This window comes from Dickeya aquatica (assembly GCF_900095885.1).
GTDB lineage: Bacteria > Pseudomonadota > Gammaproteobacteria > Enterobacterales > Enterobacteriaceae > Dickeya > Dickeya aquatica.
The window spans coordinates 3,021,922-3,040,592 of the sequence record NZ_LT615367.1 but is presented as its reverse complement, the minus strand read 5'-3'; the positions used below and the strand labels follow the sequence as shown (position 1 = coordinate 3,040,592).

Genomic DNA, 18,671 nt, shown 5'->3' with positions numbered 1-18,671 from the left:
TGTCAGATCTAAAAATAGCGGATTGTAAACATATTGAAACGATAATGTTTGTTTTTTGCGATGCGTCCCGCACCAAAGTGCTGCAATAACAGTTTATGGCACCAGTTTGGTGCAGGTGATGCTCTGAAAGTGTGCTTAACCAGTGCATTCACGGCTTGCAAACGGGCAACATCAAACGTTTCCCTCAGGTTATAAGCAAATCGTGTGCCAGAAATGCAACAAGACATGTCAGAGCATGTCTTGTTGTATAGAGAATGAGCGTGAGGTGGGTTAACGCTGGCGGCGTAGCAGCGCAATGATCCCAAGGATAGCTTCTGTCAACGACAGTGGCCAGGAGCCAAAGCGGGCATAAGGTGTCATGCCGGTTGAGGGGATGACCTGGGCTGTCAACACCGCCTGAGTAAACTGCGGCAGGCTGGCGCTGATATCACCTTCGGGCGTAATTGCGGCTGTTACGCCGTTATTGGTGGCTCGCAGCAAAGGACGCCCCAGCTCCAGTGCGCGCATTTGCGCCATTTGCAGGTGCTGCCAGGGGCCGATGGAGTGACCAAACCAGGCATCATTCGAGATAGTCAGCAACATATCGGTGTCGGCCTGGAAGTTATCACGCACCTGCTGGCCTAAAATGACTTCGTAACAGATGGTGGCGGTCAGACGATAGCCGTTCACCACCAGCTGTGGTTGCTGATACTCACCACGGCTGAACGCTGACATCGGCAAATCGAAGAACGGGGCCAGTGGTCGCAGCAGGCTTTCTAACGGGACAAACTCGCCAAAAGGTACCAGGTGATGCTTGTTGTAACGGTTAACCGTTGGGTACTGATAAGGCTGTTTATCACCTAGTACAATGATACTGTTATAGAAATCAGTTCGGCCATTGCTGCGTCGTGCATCCACGATACCGGTAATAAGGCTGCTGTGATGCTCACGTAGCAACGTATCAAGTTGTGTCAGATAGGGCTGCTGACGCACTTCGACATCCGGTATGGCTGACTCAGGCCAAATGACCAGTGGCACGTTATCCATGACCGAAACCGTATTATCCCGATACACGTTGAGCGTGTTGCGCAGCTCGTTCGGATCCCACTTTAACTCTTGTGCGATATTGCCTTGTACCATCGCGACATTTACAGCGCGATCCGGTTGAGGCGTATACCAATGCAATGAGCGCAGCGGCCAGGGCAACAGGAGCAGGGCTGCACCCGCCAGTAGCGGTTTCCATTGACGCAGGCTCAGGCCTAATATCAACAACCCGCTGATGACCTGTAACAAAAAGGTCAGCGTATCGACGCCGCCTAGCGGCGCGATGCCCTTGAGCGGGCCGTTTATCTGGCTGTAGCCAAATTGCAGCCAGGGAAAACCGGTCAGCACCCAACCTCGCGCCACCTCGGTTAACTGCCATAATACCGGAGTGGCCAGCACCAGCCGCCAGACAGTGGTCCGTGGCCATAAGGTGGTCAGCAGGGTGCTAAATAGCATCGGGTAAAGTGATAAATAGAGCGCCAGTAAACACACCAGCCCGACGTTCACCGGGCCAGGCATGCCACCGAAATCGGCAATGCTGTAGTACACCCAGTGGATACCGGTGCCAAACAGGCCGAATCCCCAGCAAAAACCGAGGGCGGCAGCCTGCCGGATGCGGCGATGGAGTGTTAACCCATGTAAGCCCGCCAGCGAGACTATCGCCGCAGGCCAGACATCATAGGGAGAAAACGCCAGTGTGCCGCAGGCACCGAATAAAAGCGCCAGCAGGAGGCGACCTGCTGGCGTTGCAGTAATAAGGCTACAGCCATGAATCAAATCAATCTTCCAGTTTGCGGTTGGGGTGTGTCATCAGGCACCCTGACATGAACCTGAATAATACGTCGGCTGTCTGCCATCGCCACTTTGAACACGTAACCGTCTATGTCGATGGTTTCTCCGCGTGCAGGCAGATGACCGAACGCCTGCATCACCAGGCCGCCGATGGTGTCCACTTCTTCATCACTAAAATGGGTGCCGAATGTTTTGTTGAAGTCTTCAATCGGTGTCAGCGCACGCACGGTATAGGTCTGGCGGTTGAGCTGGCGAATATCGCGGTCTTCTTCATCATCGTATTCATCTTCAATTTCACCGACGATAAGCTCGAGAATATCTTCAATGGTCACCAGACCGGAAACGCCGCCAAACTCGTCAATGACAATCGCCATATGATAGCGCAACGAGCGGAACTCATTGAGCATGCGATCGACCCGTTTGCTCTCTGGCACCACGACAGCCGGGCGCAGCACCTTATCCATGCTAAACGGTTCCGACTGGCTGCGCATAAACGGCAACAGATCTTTGGCCATCAGAATGCCTTCGATGTGATCTTTATCTTCGCTGATGACCGGAAAACGCGAGTGCGCCGATTCGATGATAACATCCAGGCACTCATCGAGCGTCTGGTTATGCTTGAGTGTGATCATCTGTGAACGGGGGATCATGATGTCGCGTACCCGCTGTTCGGCGATATCCATCACGCCTTCGAGCATGTCGCGGATTTCCGGGTCTATCTGTTCCGAATCACGGATCAACGCCAGCAGGTCGTGCTGATCTTTTGGCTCACCATGAAAAATCTGATTCAGGAAAAGAGAAAAGAACCCCTTTTTGGGACTGGGGGCATCGCTGTTGGAGGAGTGGTCGTCGCTCATGGCGTCAGTGAATATCTCTCTTGTTAGAAAATGGTGGCCAGCGGTCGGTATAAAAACGGCACAACCGTGTCGTTTTCTCGCCGCTGGCGTTATTGCGTGACTCTACTGCGTTAACATACCGAATCTAGGGCCGATCGGTAAAATCTTCTTTCTCAGCCAGATAGGGGTCGTTATAGCCCATGCTTTGCATGATTTCCGTTTCCAGTGCTTCCATTTCTTCGGCTTCACTGTCTTCGATATGATCATAACCTAACAGATGCAGGCTGCCATGAACAACCATATGCGCCCAGTGTTCTTCGGCACTTTTTCCTTGCTCAATCGCTTCTTGTTCAACGACCTGGCGACAAATCACCAGATCGCCCAACAATGGCAACTCTACCTCCGGCGGTGCTTCAAATGGAAACGACAGCACGTTGGTCGGTTTGTCTTTGCCACGATACGTCAGGTTGAGGTGATGGCTTTCCTCTTCGTCCACGACCCGGATAGTGACTTCTGCTATCTCCTGAAACTGCGGCAGCACGGCTTGCAGCCAGCGCTGAAAATCGGTTTCCGGCGGTAACCCGAGGGGGCTTTCGCTGGCGATTTGCAAATCGAGAATAACCTGGCTCATTTGGGCTCCTGCACGGCTGCCAGCGCATCACGCTTGCGTTGCTCTGCCTGCTCTTCGCGGCGTTTCTGGTCTGCGCTTTCCCAGGCTTCATAGGCCGTAACAATGCGCGCCACGACCGGGTGGCGCACGACGTCTTCGCTATGGAAAAAGTTAAAGCTGAGTTCTTCCACGCCAGATAACACATCGATGGCATGGCGCAGGCCGGATTTCTGGTTGCGCGGCAAATCAATCTGGGTGATGTCGCCGGTGATAACGGCTTTTGAGTTAAACCCGATACGCGTCAGGAACATTTTCATCTGTTCGATGGTGGTGTTCTGGCTCTCATCGAGAATGATAAACGCGTCGTTTAGCGTACGCCCGCGCATATAAGCGAGCGGTGCCACTTCAATTACGTTGCGTTCAATCAGTTTTTCCACCCGCTCGAAGCCGAGCATTTCAAACAGCGCATCGTAAAGCGGGCGCAGATAAGGATCGACCTTCTGGCTCAAATCGCCGGGTAAAAAGCCCAGTTTCTCACCGGCTTCCACCGCCGGACGGGTGAGCAGAATACGGCGAATTTCCTGTCGTTCCAGCGCATCAACGGCTGCCGCTACCGCCAGATAGGTTTTACCTGTTCCTGCCGGGCCGATGCCAAAAGTGATGTCATGGTCAAGGATATGGGCGATATATTGTGCCTGATTGGGCGTACGTGGCTTGATAACGCCGCGTTTGGTGCGAATATTCACCGCTTTGCCATACTCAGGCACACTGTCAGCCGTCTGTTCCAGTACGCGAGACGCTTTAATCGCCAGATGAATCTGTTCCGGGTCAATATCGGGGATAACACCGCGCACCGGTGCCGTATCGACGTACAGATGGCGTAAAATGTCGGCAGCAGCTTCAATGCACAGACTCCTGCCTGCCAGTTTGAATTGATTGTCGCGATGATTGATCTCTATACCAAGGCGGCGTTCCAGTTGTTTGATATTGTCATCAAACGGGCCGCACAGACTAAGCAGACGTTTATTGTCCGCCGGTTCGAGGGCGATTTCTTTTATCGTTACGTTCAAACTATTCCTCTTGGAGTTACGCTGAATGAGTAATCACGGTATGCCGCTGCCAGCACGGCCGCAGCCATTTCTCTGATTATTTATCGTGAGCCCTGCGCGGCGCAAGTCACATTCGGTATAAGCAGAGGATGAGGGCATAGATTGCGATGCGATATGCCTCGTTTTTAGCGCCGAAGAGGGTGTGGCTTGGGCAGAAAATAAAACGGCGGGCCTGTAAGCCCGCCGGTGAACGGTGAGAGTGCGTGACTCAGGGCTGGTAGATACCCACGCCAATTTCATTCTCTTTACGGGTACGGGCTATCACATCAGCGGGTGATTCACTGACGCGCAGCACCATTTGATCTTCGGTGCGAATCACCACGCCACGCAGCGAATTCGGGTAAACGTCAACGATTTCAACATCCACGAATTTGCCTATCATGTCCGGTGTGCCTTCAAAGTTCACCACCCGGTTATTTTCAGTGCGACCGGACAGTTCCATGACATTTTTACGCGATGTCCCTTCAACCAAAATGCGTTGTACTGTGCCCATCATACGACGGCTGTACTGCATCGCCTGCTGGCTGATACGGTCTTGCAAAATGTACAGGCGCTGTTTTTTCTCCTCTTCCGAAACATCGTCCACCATGTCGGCGGCAGGCGTACCAGGGCGAGGGGAGTAGATAAAGCTAAAGCTCATATCAAAATCGATATCCGCAATAAGCTTCATGGTTTGCTCGAAATCTTCCTGTGTTTCACCAGGGAAACCGACAATAAAGTCAGAGCTGATTTGAATATCCGGGCGCGCTTTGCGAAGCTTGCGGATAATCGCTTTATATTCCAGTGCGGTATGACGGCGTTTCATCATCGTCAGAATGCGATCCGACCCGCTTTGTACCGGCAGATGCAGGAAACTGACCAGCTCAGGTGTGTCTTCATAGACGCTGATAATATCGTCAGTAAATTCAATGGGGTGGCTGGTAATAAAGCGAATACGATCGATGCCGTCAATCGCGGCAACCAGTCGCAACAGTTCAGCAAAGCTGCACATCTCGCCATCATAGGTGCTACCGCGATAGGCGTTGACATTCTGGCCCAACAGATTGACTTCACGCACGCCTTGTGCGGCCAGTTGCGCGATTTCAAACAGCACGTCGTCAACCGGGCGGCTAACCTCTTCGCCACGGGTATAAGGCACCACACAGAACGTACAGTATTTATTACAGCCTTCCATGATGGAGACAAACGCCGTCGGCCCTTCGGCTTTGGGTTCTGGCAGGCGATCAAACTTTTCTACCTCAGGAAAGCTGATATCCACGATAGGGCTACGCGTTCCCTGAACATGGTTAATCATCTCCGGCAGGCGGTGCAGCGTTTGCGGCCCGAAAATAACATCAACGTAATGAGCGCGTTCACGAATGTGTGCGCCTTCCTGCGAGGCGACACAGCCGCCTACGCCGATAATCAGGTTCGGGTTAACGTCTTTGAGCGTTTTCCAGCGACCGAGCTGATGAAAGACCTTTTCCTGTGCCTTTTCACGGATAGAACAGGTATTCAGCAGCAGAATGTCGGCTTCTTCCGCGACCTCGGTCAACTGGTAACCGTGTGTGCTTTCCAGCAGGTCGGCTATCTTCGATGAATCGTATTCGTTCATCTGACAGCCCCAGGTTTTGATATGCAGTTTCTTTGTCATCGTCGTCATCGTCATCGACTGGCCATGTTACTCAGTGCGGGAAATTCGCTTGCCATCAGGCAGGCGCACATGCGGGCGCGTATTGTAATCTTTTGCTGGCGTTGTGACCAGAGCGGGTAATCTGTCGGTTTTCTGAAAAGCCGTCGGAAATCCAGTAGACTGATAGCCATCTTTGGCGTGTGAGTCATGGCGTCTCAAGGCGTGGCAGAAAGAACTCGAGTGGGGCAGGTATGCATTTTGATGCAGTCATTGTCGGTGGCGGTATGGTGGGGGCGGCAGCGGCCCTTGGGCTGGCGCAAGGAGGGCTTCAGGTCGCGGTGCTGGAGCAAGGCGCTCCTGCGGCGTTTGTGGCGGGCAGCGTACCGGATGTGCGGGTGTCAGCTATTGGGCAATCGTCGGTGCGATTACTGGAGCAATTAGGTGTCTGGCCGCAGGTGTTGCAAATGCGCAGTGTGCCATACCGTCGGCTGGAAACCTGGGAATGGGAGAATGCCCAGGTGAAGTTTGATGCCAGCGAGCTTAATCTTTCTGAGCTTGGTTTTATGGTAGAAAACCGCGTATTGCAGTTGGCTTTGTGGCAAAGCCTGATGCAAGCGCCGAATGTGACGGTGCTGTGCCCCTGGCCGTTATCTCATCTGCAACGAGAAGGTGAGGAGTGGATACTGCACAATACACAGGGGGAGCGCTTGCACACACCGTTAGTGATTGGTGCGGATGGAGCCCACTCAAACATTCGTCATTGGGCCGGGATAGGAATTACCGGCTGGCAATATCGGCAGTCATGCATGCTAATCAGTGCCGAGTGTGCGGGCCCGCCGCAGGATATAACCTGGCAGCAGTTCACCCCTGCCGGCCCGCGTGCGTTTTTACCCCTGTTTGAGGGCTGGTGCTCACTGGTGTGGTATGACAGCCCGCAGCGTATTCGCCAGTTGCAAGCGATGCCACTGGCACAACTTAATCGTGCTATTACCGAGGCGTTCCCGGCCCGGTTAGCGCCCGTAAATGCGGTGGCGACAGGCGCGTTTGCACTGGTGCGTCGCCACGCACAGCGTTATGTGTTGCCGGGGCTGGCGCTGATTGGTGATGCGGCACACACCATTAATCCTCTGGCGGGTCAAGGCGTTAACCTCGGCTATCGTGATGTCTCTGCCTTGCTCGATGTGGTGCTAGAGGCGCACCGGCAAGGAAATGATGGGTACCACCGTGAGGCCGTCTTACGGCGTTATGAACAGCGGCGTCGAGCGGATAATTTGCTTATGCAAAGCGGGATGGATCTGTTTTATAAAGCCTTTAGCAACCGTCTGGCTCCGGTTGAGTTTGCCCGTAATGTGGCATTGATGGCCGCACAACGAGCCGGAAAGCTCAAACAGCATGCATTACGGTATGCATTGGGGCTCTAAGTGACGGTTCATATACTCTGTACGCGTTATGCTTGGCGCGCGGCCATGCGGTGTTTATGTGTGGTGATTACAGGGTCAGTAACCAACGCGGTGTGAGTCACCCGCGCTGTCGCTGTGTTTTTCCGGCAGCCGTTCGCTACGGCAGCCGGGCTTATTCATCTTTAAATTGTAATATTTTGAGGTTGTTGTGTTGATGACATATGTATTTTTAGCGCTGGCTATTGTGTCAGAAGTGATAGCCACCACGGCGTTAAGGCAATCAGAAAGCTTTACCCGGCTTATGCCCAGTATCGTAACTGTAGTGGGTTACGCCGTGGCGTTCTATTGTCTGACGCTTTCGATGCGAGTGTTGCCGACAGGGGTGATTTACGCTATCTGGTCAGGGGTGGGGATTGTGCTGATTGCCGCCGTGAGCTGGGTTTTTTACGATCAGCGGCTGGATTGGCCTGCACTGCTTGGAATGGCGCTGATTATCGCGGGTGTGGCGGTGATTAACCTGTTTTCTTCATCGGTAACACACTGAGCCCACGACGTGGGCTGAATCGGTCAAAGGCAGAAAAACCGCGTTAACTCTTCTAAGAAGACAACAAAGCCAGAAAAACAAAAAGCCCGCGTTAGCGGGCCTTTTTTATGGCTGGGGTACGAGGATTCGAACCTCGGGATGGCGGAATCAGAATCCGCTGCCTTACCGCTTGGCGATACCCCAATTAAGGTGGTGGCTACGACGGGAATCGAACCTGTGACCCCAGCATTATGAGTGCTGTGCTCTAACCAGCTGAGCTACGTAGCCAAATTTTACTTTTTGCTGAAAGCGCATTGGCTTTCGACATAAATTGGCTGGGGTACGAGGATTCGAACCTCGGGATGGCGGAATCAGAATCCGCTGCCTTACCGCTTGGCGATACCCCAACAGGGTGCACACTGTTACAGGTGTGTCTGACTTAAATATGGCTGGGGTACCAGGATTCGAACCTGGGGATGGCGGGATCAAAACCCGCTGCCTTACCGCTTGGCGATACCCCAATAAAACGTTACATCTTGCTGCATTGCACCTGACAGTCACCTGTCAGCGCCTTGACGAAGATAATGGTGCGGGAGGCGAGACTTGAACTCGCACACCTTGCGGCGCCAGAACCTAAATCTGGTGCGTCTACCAATTTCGCCACTCCCGCAGAAAAAATGGTGGCTACGACGGGAATCGAACCTGTGACCCCAGCATTATGAGTGCTGTGCTCTAACCAGCTGAGCTACGTAGCCATCTTTTCCGCGTCACCTTCATCGGCGTTGCGGGGCGCATTATGCTGAGTTGGGCTTTTTCCGTCAACACATTTTTTCCCTAAAAATAGCCGGTTTGTACTGTTTGTTTGGCTTGTGAGCAGTATGGTGAGAAAAGCGCCAGAAAGCGGTTTTTTTCCCGCCTTTCAGAAGAAAAACGGGCCTGTAAAGGCCCGTTAAAAACAGATTATTGATAGGCTGATTGATGCACACCGACAGCACGGCCTGATGGGTCATCCATTTTCTTGAAGGATTCATCCCATTCAATGGCCTTGGCGGATGAACAGGCAACAGATGGGCCACCAGGTACGCATTCTGCGGCGCTCGGTACCGGGAACAGTTCTTCAAAAATTTCGCGGTACAGGTAAGCTTCCTTGGACGCCGGTGTATTGTACGGGAACCGGAAGTGTGCGGTTTCCAGCTGCTGATCGCTTACTTGCGCTGCCGCCACTTCTTTGAGTGTATCTATCCAGCTGTAACCCACGCCATCGGAGAACTGCTCTTTCTGACGCCAGGCGACGCTGTGCGGCAGGTAAGACTCGAAGCACTCACGCAGAATGTGTTTTTCCATTTTGCCATTGCCGCACATTTTGTCTTTCGGGTTAATGCGCATTGCCACATCAAGGAATGTCTTATCAAGGAAGGGAACGCGCGCTTCAACGCCCCAGGCTGACATCGCTTTGTTGGCACGGGCACAGTCATACTGGTGCAATGCCAGTAATTTACGCACCGTTTCTTCATGCAGCTCTTTGGCGTTGGGGGCTTTGTGGAAGTAGAGATAGCCGCCGAACACTTCGTCGGATCCCTCGCCGGAAAGCACCATCTTGATCCCCATGGCTTTTATCTTGCGTGACATCAGGTACATTGGCGTTGAAGCACGGATAGTGGTCACATCATAGGTTTCGATGTGGTAAATCACGTCACGGATGGCATCAAGCCCTTCTTGCACCGTGAAGTGAATTTCGTGATGTACGGTGCCAAGATGGTTGGCAACATCACGCGCGGCTTTAAGATCCGGCGCGCCTTCGAGCCCAACGGCAAACGAGTGCAACTGTGGCCACCAGGCTTCGCTGCGTTCACCGTCTTCTACGCGGCGTGCGGCAAATTTTTTGGTGATGGCGGAGATGATGGAGGAATCCAGCCCACCAGATAACAATACCCCATAAGGGACATCAGACATCAGGTGGCTTTTAACGGACTCTTCCAGCGCTTCGCGCAGGGCAACCGCATCCGTCTCATTGTCTTTGACGTTATCGTAATCGAACCAGTCACGGCGATAATATTCACGAATTTCACCGTCCTGGCTCCACAGGTAACTGCCTGCCGGAAACTCTTTGATTGTGCGGCAAACGGGCACCAGCGCTTTCATTTCAGACGCCACGTACAGGTTGCCGTGCTCGTCATAGCCCATGTACAGCGGGATAATACCCAGATGGTCACGGCCAATCAGATAGGCGTCTTTTTCACTGTCATAGAGTGCGAAAGCAAACATGCCGCGCAGTTCATCCAGAAACTCAGGCCCCTTTTCCTGATACAACGCCAGAATCACTTCGCAGTCAGAACCGGTCTGGAACTGATAGCGGGAGCCATACTGCTGGCGCAGATCCTGATGGTTGTAAATTTCACCGTTCACGGCCAGAACGTGGGTGTGAGCCTGATTGTAGAGCGGTTGTGCGCCGGTGTTGACATCAACAATTGACAGACGCTCATGAGCCAGAATGGCTTTATCGCTGGCATAAACACCGGACCAGTCGGGGCCGCGATGGCGCATCAGTCGTGACAACTCAAGCGCTTTTTTACGCAGTTCAACCGGGTCGGTTTTCAGATCAAGCACACCAAAAATAGAACACATACACGAGGCTCCCTTGATTACGCAGATGGCGTAATAACAGTCAGAATTGAGGGCGGTTATCAGCAGTTTCCCTGCCGCATGACATCATGTTCGATGACGTTCCGCCGTGTCGGTAACACTGATTTAGCATCAAAACAGCATGGCAATTCAATATCATTTAATGAAAAAAGCCATTGTGCTGATGAATGAATAATTTTTAGCGTGATTTATTCTTTTTTCTTTAAAAGAATCGGGGGAAGGTGCCGGATTTTTAGTGATTACATAATCCGGCCTTATGACAGCGGAAAGAACTTACTGATTTTCAAGCAGACGCTGTAGCAACTCGCCGTTAAGCATGGCGCGTTTTACCAGCGCGAAGGCACCAATAGCAGACAGATGTTGCAGTTCGGACACCACGACCGGCAGATTTTGGCGAAACTCTTTGAGAACCTGTGTGTGAATACAGCGCTCAATGGCGGGTAATAATAAGCGACTGGATCCAGTAATTTCTCCGGCGATCACCACCCGTTGCGGATTAAACAGGTTGATGGCAATCGAAATGGCTTTACCGAGTTGCTGGCCTGCGGTTTCAATCAGTTGGGTTGCCAGGGTATCGCCTTTATTCGCGGCTTTACAGATAGCGCTAATCTGGCAATGGTCTGGCGTCAGCTTGCTGGTAAACCCCTGTTGCAATAGGTGGCGCGCGCGCTGTTCGAGAGCACCGTTTGAAACCACGGTTTCAAGGCAACCAAAATTACCGCAGTGGCAACGATCGCCCAGCGGGTCAATCTGAATGTGACCAATTTCGCCAACGTTACCGTTGCTGCCAAGAAAGATCTTTCCGTTAACCAAAATCCCTGCCCCGGTACCACGATGCACCCGTACCAGCAGGGAATCCTGGCAGTCACGCGTGGCTCCAAAGTAGTGCTCGGCAAGCGCGAGGCTGCGAATATCATGGCCAACAAAGCTGTGTACCTGAAAACGCTGGCGCAGATTTTCCACCAGTGGCCAGCGGTTGACTTCAATATGCGGCATGTAATGCACGACCCCTGCCAGCGGGTCTACCAGACCCGGCAGTACGACCGAGATGGCGATTAATTCGCGAATGCGGCGCTGATGCTGGCTAATGAAATTATCGATGGCGTCAAACAGGGCATGTTGCAGGCTTTCTTGCGTTTGCTGTGGCAGAACGCAATGCTCTTCTTCCAGCCGCTTGCCTTGCAAGTCATACAGGGCAAGAGTGGCGTCATGGCGGCCAAGCCTGACGGCGACAGTATGAAACGGACGGGTTTCCGATACGATGGAAATAGCACGCCGTCCGCCGGTTGAGGCCTGTTGGTCAACCTCTTTTATCAAACCGCGCTCAAGCAACTGGCGAGTGATCTTGGTGACGCTGGCGGGTGCGAGCTGGCTTTGTTCGGAAATCTGGATCCGCGAAATCGGCCCTTGCTGGTCAATCAGGCGGTACACCACCGCGCTGTTAAGCTGTTTAACCAGATCAATATTCCCTATCTGGGTGTGTCCGCCTGGGGTCATGACGCATTACTCGTGTTGATTCAATCGTTGTCAGCGTGAGTGATATTTCTCCTCACCATTGACGAACGTACTGAGGATAGTCAAATCTCGGGACATCACCGTCAGATTCGCCACCTTACCGACGCAGATGCTGCCGAGGCGGTGGTCTTCTGCGATGGCTCTTGCCGGGTAGAGCGTTGCCATTCTCAGCGCTTCCTCCAGAGCAATCCCCGCGTGTTCTACGCAATTGCGTACAGCATCAATCATGGTCAGTGCCGACCCGCTAAGGGTGCCGTTCTCATCCACACAGATACCATCACGGTAGTATATGGGTTTACCGGCAAATGTGAACTGGTCGATATCCGAGCCTGCCGGTGCGGTGGCATCGGTGACCAGCACCAGCTTATCGCCCTTGATACGTTTACTGTTGCGGATATTCGCCCAACTGACATGATGGCCGTCGGCGATGATGCCACAGTAAATTTCCGGGGCATCATAAACCGCACCCACCAGACCCGGCTCACGGCCGGTTAGCGGTGGCATGGCATTGAACAGGTGGGTCGCAAAGCGGATACCGGCGGCAAATCCGCGCTTAGCTTGTTCCCAACTGGCATTGGAATGCCCGGCGCAGACGATGATACCTGCTGCGTTCAGACGCTGTATCAACGCATCTGGCACCGTTTCCGGGGCCAGCGTGACTTTAGCGATGACATCAGCGTTATCACACAGATAATCCACCAGTGCATCATCAGGCTGGCGGATAAGATTTGCGTCATGGGTGCCTTTTTTGACCGGGTTAAGCCAGGGGCCTTCCAGATGCAGGCCCAGCGCCTGATGACGGTGCTGGGCAAGCCATGCCCGCATCACGCCAATACCGTGGCGCATATATGCATCGGAAGAGGTGATCAGCGTGGGTAAAAAGCTGGTGCATCCTGAACGTTCATTGGCGCGCTGCATGGTCGTGAGCGTCTTAACTGAAATATTTTCCAGTGCATCATTAAATTGCACGCCACCACAGCCGTTCAGTTGCAGGTCAATAAAGCCGGGGCTGAGTAGTGCACCGTCAAGTGAGGTGCAAGGCAGGTTAGCCGGTAACTCCCGGCTCGGGCAGATGGCCTCAATCAGGCCGTTGGCGATGATGACGGCGTGGTCATCCAATAGCTGATGGCCGGTAAAAATACGACCATGGGTTAACGCGAACATCATAAGCTCCTGGCTTGCCGGTTACAGATTATTGAGATTGTCAGCTTCCAGTTCCCGGAAATATTTGACGGTTTTTACCTTTAATTCCATGGTGGAGGGTTCATCACAGACCATCAAGGCTCTGGCATGTAATTGCAGACAACTGATGGTCCACAGGTGATTAACATTACCTTCAACCGCTGCCTGGAGCGCCAGCGCTTTATGGCGACCGGAGACCAGAATCATCACTTCTTCGGCATCCAGCAACGTACCGACACCGACGGTCAGCGCGTATTTGGGCACCTGACTGACGTCACCGCCGAAGAAACGGGAATTGGCAATACGGGTTTCTTCAGTCAACGTTTTGATACGAGTGCGAGACACCAGTGAGGAGGCCGGTTCGTTAAAGGCGATATGCCCGTCATTCCCGACGCCACCCATAAACAGGTGGATTTTGCCGTAAGACTTGATTTTTTCTTCATATCGCTGACATTCCGCCTCGATATCCTGTGCATTACCGTCCAACAGGTTAATGCTTTCATCTGGAATATCAACGTGATTGAAAAAATTTTGGTACATGAACGTGCGGTAGCTTTCCGGGTGATCGGCGGCGAGGCCGACGTACTCGTCCATATTAAAGGTCACGACATGTCTGAAGCTGACGACACCTGCCTGATAAAGTGCGATTAACGATTTATACGCTTCCAGCGGCGAGCTGCCGGTTGGCAAGCCGAGCAGAAATGGTTTTTCCGCCGTTGGCTGAAAAGCGTTAATGCGATCGGCAATGTGGCGGGCAGCCCATTTGCCAACCTGGGCCGGGGTAGTTAATGGAATCAGTCTCATAAAGCTCTCCTGGTCATGTGGGCTGCTGCGTGCCGCCATGTATGGTGGTGATAACGGTGTTTCTGTTTTTGCCGCGACATTTTTGCTGCTGACAACCGGGCTAAAGTGTTTCACGCTGTCGCTGCCCGGTAGTGTATCTTGTTTTTTTTAGTCTTGAAATAAGTTATAAAAATGATGCGGCATAAACTTTTTGTATGTGATTTTTGAGTGAGTTTTATCACATAATCACGGTTATTAATTTGCGTGGCGAATTATTTTTTTGCACTCTGACCAGGCCCACAAGGCTGGCGGGTTTTTTTAATGACAAGGCTGACAGACAATTTTATTGCCCGTAAAAGGCAAGAGGGGGGAAGGTGAGTACACTCGGTTATTTACAGAAAATAGGCCGCGCCTTGATGGTGCCGGTTGCTACATTGCCAGCCGCCGCCATCCTGATGGGGGTCGGGTACTGGATTGACCCGGTTGGCTGGGGCAGTGAGAATGCGCTGGCGGCATTACTGATTAAATCCGGTGCCGCTATCATTGAACACATGGCGGTGCTGTTTGCCGTTGGGGTGGCGTATGGTATGTCAAAAGACAAAGATGGCGCAGCGGCGTTATCGGGGTTTGTTGGTTATCTGGTGCTGACGACGCTGTGCTCTCCGGCAGCAGTGTCGATGATTCAGCACATTCCGCTGGCAAATGTGCCTAAAGCATTCGGAAAAATTGAAAACCAGTTCATCGGTATTCTGGTTGGGGTTATTGCGGCTGAACTGTACAACCGCTACAGCCATGTAAAATTACCCGAAGCGCTCTCTTTCTTCAGTGGCCGCAGGCTGGTGCCGATATTAGTGTCATTGCTAATGATAGTGGTCGCGTTTGTACTGATGTACGTCTGGCCGGTTATCTATAACGCGCTGGTTGGGTTTGGTGAACATATTCAGCAACTGGGTTCGGTTGGTGCTGGTGTGTATGCGTTCTTTAACCGTCTGCTGATCCCCGTTGGGCTGCATCACGCGCTCAACTCCGTATTCTGGTTTGACGTAGCTGGGATTAATGATATTCCCAATTTCCTGAGCGGCCAGCAGGCGATTGATGCCGGTAAAGCCATCCCTGGCATCACCGGGCGCTATCAGGCCGGTTTCTTCCCGATTATGATGTTTGGCCTGCCGGGTGCCGCACTGGCGATTTATCACTGCGCCCGCCCTGAAAACCGCAGCCGGGTGGCGGGAATTATGGTTGCAGCCGCGTTTGCCGCGTTCTTTACCGGTATCACCGAGCCGCTGGAATTCTCCTTTATGTTTGTGGCTCCGGTGTTGTATGTCCTGCATGCGTTACTCACCGGTATTTCGGTCTTTATTGCGGCCAGTATGCAATGGATCGCGGGTTTCGGTTTCAGTGCCGGGCTGGTTGACCTGGTGCTTTCCTCCCGCAATCCCCTCGCAACGCACTGGTACATGTTGTTGCTGCAAGGTCTGGTGTTTTTCGTTATCTACTACCTGGTGTTTCGCTTTACCATTACCCGCTTTAACCTGATGACCCCTGGGCGTGAAGCCGCTACGCAAGCGGCACCTGCGCAGGGGCAGGTATCGGTTTCAAGCCGTCAGGATGTCGCGCAGGGATACCTGCGGGCCATTGGTGGGGCAGATAATTTGACGGGGATTGATGCCTGTATTACCCGTCTGCGTCTGAGTGTGAAGGATTCTGCGTTGGTTGATGAGTCAGCGGCGCGTCAGTTGGGGGCCGCCGGGGTGATTCGCCTCAATAAGCAGAGTGTGCAAATTGTGGTGGGGACACAGGCAGAAAGTATCGCTGCCGCCCTGCGTGAAGTGTCATCACCGGCGGTGGACTAACGCAACGCGGGTTAGCCTGAATTTTGCGGCTGACTGGCCGCGCAAGTGAAAACGGAGTACGCATCCACGGCGTGCTCCGTTTTTTTATCTTAAACTTTCGTGAAACAAACGGTTGTTTCAAAGCGTGGCTTGTTGGATCATTAGCGGTTATGGGTTGTTTTTTCGTATTTTGAGGAACCAAACATGAGTGAGGCTGAAGCCCGCCCAACCAACTTTATTCGCCAGATCATTGATGAAGATTTGGCTTCTGGTAAGCACAAGCATATTCAGACCCGTTTTCCGCCAGAACCGAACGGCTATCTGCATATTGGTCACGCCAAATCTATCTGCCTGAATTTCGGCATCGCGGAGGATTACAGCGGCAAGTGTAACCTGCGCTTTGATGACACGAACCCGGTAAAAGAAGACATTGAATACGTCGAGTCTATCAAGCATGACGTGCAATGGCTGGGCTTCTCATGGAGTGACGAGGTTCGCTACTCTTCTGATTATTTTGACCAGTTGTATCTTTATGCGCTTGAACTGATTAATAAAGGTTTGGCCTATGTCGATGAACTGACGCCGGAGCAGATCCGTGAATACCGTGGCACATTGACGAGCGCGGGTAAAAATAGTCCGTTTCGCGATCGCAGCGTAGAGGAGAACCTGGCGCTGTTTGAGAAAATGCGCGCCGGTGATTTTGCCGAAGGTACCGCCTGCCTGCGCGCCAAAATCGATATGGCTTCGCCGTTTATCGTGATGCGTGACCCGGTGCTATACCGTATCAAATTTGCCGAGCATCACCAGACTGGCAACAAATGGTGCATCTACCCGATGTATGACTTTACCCATTGCATTTCCGATGCGCTGGAAGGTATCACCCATTCGTTGTGCACGCTGGAATTTCAGGACAACCGCCGCCTGTATGACTGGGTGCTGGATAACATCTCGATCCCGGCGCATCCGCGCCAGTATGAGTTTTCCCGTCTGAATCTTGAATACGCCGTGATGTCTAAGCGTAAGCTGAATCTGCTGGTGAGCGAAAAAGTCGTGGAAGGCTGGGACGACCCGCGTATGCCGACGATTTCCGGCCTGCGTCGCCGTGGCTATACGGCTGCGTCTATTCGTGAGTTTTGCCGTCGTATCGGTGTGACCAAGCAGGATAACACCGTAGAGATGGCTGCCCTCGAGTCTTGCATTCGTGATGACCTGAACGAGAGCGCGCCACGCGCAATGGCAGTGCTGGATCCGGTAAAAGTGGTGATTGAGAATTTACCTGAAGGGCACGAAGAGTGGCTGGCTATGCCAAACCACCCCAACAAGCCGGAGATGGGCACGCGCCAGGTCGCGTTCAGCCGTGAAGTGTATATCGATCGCGCCGATTTTCGTGAAGAAGCCAATAAGCAGTACAAACGTCTGGTGCTGGGCAAGGAAGTGCGCCTGCGTAATGCTTACGTGATTAAGGCTGAGCGCGTTGAGAAAGATGAGCAAGGTGTTATCACGGCTATCTATTGCAGCTATGATGCGCAAACGCTGAGTAAAGACCCGGCTGATGGTCGCAAAGTGAAAGGTGTGATCCACTGGGTGTCTGCGCCACATGCTTTACCGGCACAATTCCGCTTGTATGACCGGTTGTTCAGCGTGGCGAATCCTGGTGCGGCGGAAGATTTTCTCTCAACCATTAACCCTGCTTCGCTGAATATTGCGCAAGGGTTTGTAGAGGCGAGCCTGCGTGATGCCCTGGTTGAAAAAGCTTATCAGTTTGAGCGTGAAGGGTATTTCTGTGCCGATCGCGTCTATTCCAGTGCGGACAGCCTGGTTTTTAACCGGACGGTAGGCCTGCGGGATAGCTGGGCGGGCTGAGCTTCACCAGCGAATTGAATAAAAATAAAACCGCCTCGGCGGTTTTATTTTTTAGTATTCAGACACGGGATGCGGCGTAATCAATTAACGCTCATCGTGCGCGTTTTCATCTTCACGGCAGTCACCGCTGCTGCAATGACCATACAGATACAAACTGTGGTTGGTGAGTTTGATGCCGTGCTTTTCGGAAATTTCACGCTGACGAGCTTCAATCGACTCGTCACTAAATTCAATGACGCGACCACAATCCAGACAAATCAGATGATCGTGATGATGTTGCTGGGTCAGCTCGAAAACCGACTTGCCACCTTCAAAGTTATGGCGGGTGACGATACCGGCATCGTCAAACTGATTCAGTACGCGGTAAACGGTGGCAAGGCCAATTTCTTCACCCATATCAATCAGTTTCTTGTATAAGTCTTCCGCACTGACATGGTGGCATTGAGGATCCTGAAGCACTTCCAGAATTTTCAGTCTCGGAAGTGTTACTTTCAGGCCTGCCTTTTTTAATGCGGTGTTGTTGTCAGTCATGCGGATTTAGTCCTGTTACGTGCTTCATCTGGGAGGCTATAAGCCTGATATTATCGGTTGGCTTAAAAAAGGTCACTGTGCATCAATTATAGAACCGTGGCGTCGAAATTAAAACCACCGAACTTTTACAATATAATACTCGCCAACCGACTGTTTTTTGTGTTCTTTGTGGCAAAAAGCAGATTCAGTGGCGAGAGAGACACAGGGCGTGACACGGTCAACCGTGCGGGCATTGTACCCTGTAAAGGCAAAAAGTTAAAAAATTGTACAATTTATTGTTATAGGTATTTTCTATCAATATCTCTGCGGGAGGTGGTGCCAGCCAATATTTATGGCGATGAGCACCGGGCTGCGCCGTTTGGCTGGCAGACCTTGTGTCAGCATGAGAAAGAGGACTCTGAGTAATACCGCAGAGCC

The 18,671-nt window shown here is 52.4% G+C and carries 13 protein-coding genes, 6 tRNA genes and 1 pseudogene; 4 read left to right on the top strand and 16 right to left on the bottom strand.

The genetic code is table 11. The features are described 5' to 3' along the window. Positions 1-270 precede the first annotated feature (270 nt). The 5 genes and pseudogenes from lnt to miaB form a co-directional block, all read right to left on the bottom strand. Positions 271-1,793: pseudogene (gene lnt / locus DAQ1742_RS13735) on the bottom strand (apolipoprotein N-acyltransferase). Positions 1,794-1,796: 3 nt separating this feature from the next. Beyond that, positions 1,797-2,672: a CNNM family magnesium/cobalt transport protein CorC gene (corC, locus tag DAQ1742_RS13730; RefSeq protein WP_180706152.1), complete on the bottom strand. Its 876-nt coding sequence runs from the start codon at positions 2,670-2,672 to the stop codon at positions 1,797-1,799. Positions 2,673-2,796: 124 nt separating this feature from the next. Next, a complete protein-coding gene (gene ybeY / locus DAQ1742_RS13725; protein ID WP_035340733.1) occupies positions 2,797-3,282 on the bottom strand; it encodes an rRNA maturation RNase YbeY in 486 nt (161 codons plus the stop codon). After that, positions 3,279-4,331 carry a PhoH family protein gene (locus tag DAQ1742_RS13720; RefSeq protein WP_035340739.1) on the bottom strand — a complete coding sequence of 351 codons (1,053 nt, stop codon included), beginning with the start codon at positions 4,329-4,331 and terminating at the stop codon, positions 3,279-3,281. Before DAQ1742_RS13720 ends, ybeY begins: the two co-directional genes overlap by 4 nt. Positions 4,332-4,578: 247 nt before the next feature. After that, on the bottom strand, positions 4,579-6,003 hold the full coding sequence (gene miaB / locus DAQ1742_RS13715) for a tRNA (N6-isopentenyl adenosine(37)-C2)-methylthiotransferase MiaB (protein WP_035340741.1): 1,425 nt from the start codon (positions 6,001-6,003) through the stop codon (positions 4,579-4,581). 230 nt (positions 6,004-6,233) lie between these two features. On the opposite strand from miaB, the gene ubiF reads away from it, so the two are divergent. Both ubiF and DAQ1742_RS13705 read left to right on the top strand, forming a co-directional pair. Beyond that, positions 6,234-7,403 (top strand): 3-demethoxyubiquinol 3-hydroxylase, encoded by a 1,170-nt coding sequence (ubiF, locus tag DAQ1742_RS13710; RefSeq protein WP_035340743.1) that lies wholly within the window; start codon positions 6,234-6,236, stop codon positions 7,401-7,403. Between the two features lie 190 nt (positions 7,404-7,593). Then, entirely contained in the window at positions 7,594-7,926 is a 333-nt protein-coding gene (locus DAQ1742_RS13705) for a DMT family transporter (RefSeq protein ID WP_180706151.1), read from the top strand. 108 nt (positions 7,927-8,034) lie between these two features. Here DAQ1742_RS13705 and DAQ1742_RS13700 read toward each other — a convergent pair. The 10 genes from DAQ1742_RS13700 to nagB all read right to left on the bottom strand — a co-directional run bounded on the left by DAQ1742_RS13700 (position 8,035) and on the right by nagB (position 14,049). Next, a tRNA-Gln gene (locus DAQ1742_RS13700) sits at positions 8,035-8,109 on the bottom strand. 7 nt (positions 8,110-8,116) lie between these two features. After that, positions 8,117-8,193 (bottom strand) — tRNA-Met (locus DAQ1742_RS13695). Between the two features lie 44 nt (positions 8,194-8,237). Continuing rightward, a tRNA-Gln gene (locus tag DAQ1742_RS13690) sits at positions 8,238-8,312 on the bottom strand. 39 nt (positions 8,313-8,351) lie between these two features. Further along, positions 8,352-8,426: transfer RNA gene (locus tag DAQ1742_RS13685), tRNA-Gln, on the bottom strand. A 64-nt stretch (positions 8,427-8,490) separates the two neighbouring features. Then, a tRNA-Leu gene (locus DAQ1742_RS13680) sits at positions 8,491-8,575 on the bottom strand. An 8-nt stretch (positions 8,576-8,583) separates the two neighbouring features. After that, positions 8,584-8,660: transfer RNA gene (locus DAQ1742_RS13675), tRNA-Met, on the bottom strand. A 205-nt stretch (positions 8,661-8,865) separates the two neighbouring features. Further along, on the bottom strand, positions 8,866-10,530 hold the full coding sequence (gene asnB, locus DAQ1742_RS13670; protein ID WP_035340749.1) for an asparagine synthase B: 1,665 nt from the start codon (positions 10,528-10,530) through the stop codon (positions 8,866-8,868). A gap of 291 nt (positions 10,531-10,821) precedes the next feature. Continuing rightward, the gene (nagC, locus tag DAQ1742_RS13665) at positions 10,822-12,045 is read right to left on the bottom strand and encodes a DNA-binding transcriptional regulator NagC (protein ID WP_035340751.1); all 1,224 of its coding nucleotides are present in this window, start codon (positions 12,043-12,045) and stop codon (positions 10,822-10,824) included. A gap of 30 nt (positions 12,046-12,075) precedes the next feature. Beyond that, positions 12,076-13,227, bottom strand: coding sequence for an N-acetylglucosamine-6-phosphate deacetylase (gene nagA / locus DAQ1742_RS13660; protein WP_035340754.1), 1,152 nt, complete (start codon positions 13,225-13,227; stop codon positions 12,076-12,078). 21 nt (positions 13,228-13,248) lie between these two features. Further along, positions 13,249-14,049, bottom strand: a complete 801-nt coding sequence (gene nagB / locus DAQ1742_RS13655; RefSeq protein ID WP_035345826.1) for a glucosamine-6-phosphate deaminase — start codon at positions 14,047-14,049, stop codon at positions 13,249-13,251. Positions 14,050-14,402: 353 nt separating this feature from the next. Here nagB and nagE point away from each other — a divergent pair, with 353 nt between their 5' ends. Together nagE and glnS are read left to right on the top strand one after the other, a co-directional pair. Continuing rightward, positions 14,403-15,881 (top strand): N-acetylglucosamine-specific PTS transporter subunit IIBC, encoded by a 1,479-nt coding sequence (gene nagE / locus DAQ1742_RS13650; RefSeq protein ID WP_035340755.1) that lies wholly within the window; start codon positions 14,403-14,405, stop codon positions 15,879-15,881. Between the two features lie 183 nt (positions 15,882-16,064). After that, positions 16,065-17,723, top strand: coding sequence for a glutamine--tRNA ligase (gene glnS / locus DAQ1742_RS13645; protein ID WP_035340759.1), 1,659 nt, complete (start codon positions 16,065-16,067; stop codon positions 17,721-17,723). Positions 17,724-17,807: 84 nt separating this feature from the next. Here the strand turns inward: glnS and fur are convergent, their stop codons facing one another. Further along, complete coding sequence (gene fur, locus DAQ1742_RS13640; protein ID WP_035340760.1) at positions 17,808-18,254, bottom strand: ferric iron uptake transcriptional regulator; 447 nt, start codon at positions 18,252-18,254, stop codon at positions 17,808-17,810. Positions 18,255-18,671 lie beyond the last annotated feature (417 nt).

What these genes read in the sequence shown, in the direction of transcription:
- corC (WP_180706152.1), bottom strand. Translation starts at nt 2,672, where the DNA reads ATGAGCGACGACCACTCCTCCAACAGCGATGCCCCCAGTCCCAAAAAG.
- ybeY (WP_035340733.1), bottom strand. Translation starts at nt 3,282, where the DNA reads ATGAGCCAGGTTATTCTCGATTTGCAAATCGCCAGCGAAAGCCCCCTC.
- miaB (WP_035340741.1), bottom strand. Translation starts at nt 6,003, where the DNA reads ATGACAAAGAAACTGCATATCAAAACCTGGGGCTGTCAGATGAACGAA.
- ubiF (WP_035340743.1), top strand. Translation starts at nt 6,234, where the DNA reads ATGCATTTTGATGCAGTCATTGTCGGTGGCGGTATGGTGGGGGCGGCA.
- asnB (WP_035340749.1), bottom strand. Translation starts at nt 10,530, where the DNA reads ATGTGTTCTATTTTTGGTGTGCTTGATCTGAAAACCGACCCGGTTGAA.
- nagC (WP_035340751.1), bottom strand. Translation starts at nt 12,045, where the DNA reads ATGACCCCAGGCGGACACACCCAGATAGGGAATATTGATCTGGTTAAA.
- nagA (WP_035340754.1), bottom strand. Translation starts at nt 13,227, where the DNA reads ATGTTCGCGTTAACCCATGGTCGTATTTTTACCGGCCATCAGCTATTG.
- nagB (WP_035345826.1), bottom strand. Translation starts at nt 14,049, where the DNA reads ATGAGACTGATTCCATTAACTACCCCGGCCCAGGTTGGCAAATGGGCT.
- glnS (WP_035340759.1), top strand. Translation starts at nt 16,065, where the DNA reads ATGAGTGAGGCTGAAGCCCGCCCAACCAACTTTATTCGCCAGATCATT.
- fur (WP_035340760.1), bottom strand. Translation starts at nt 18,254, where the DNA reads ATGACTGACAACAACACCGCATTAAAAAAGGCAGGCCTGAAAGTAACA.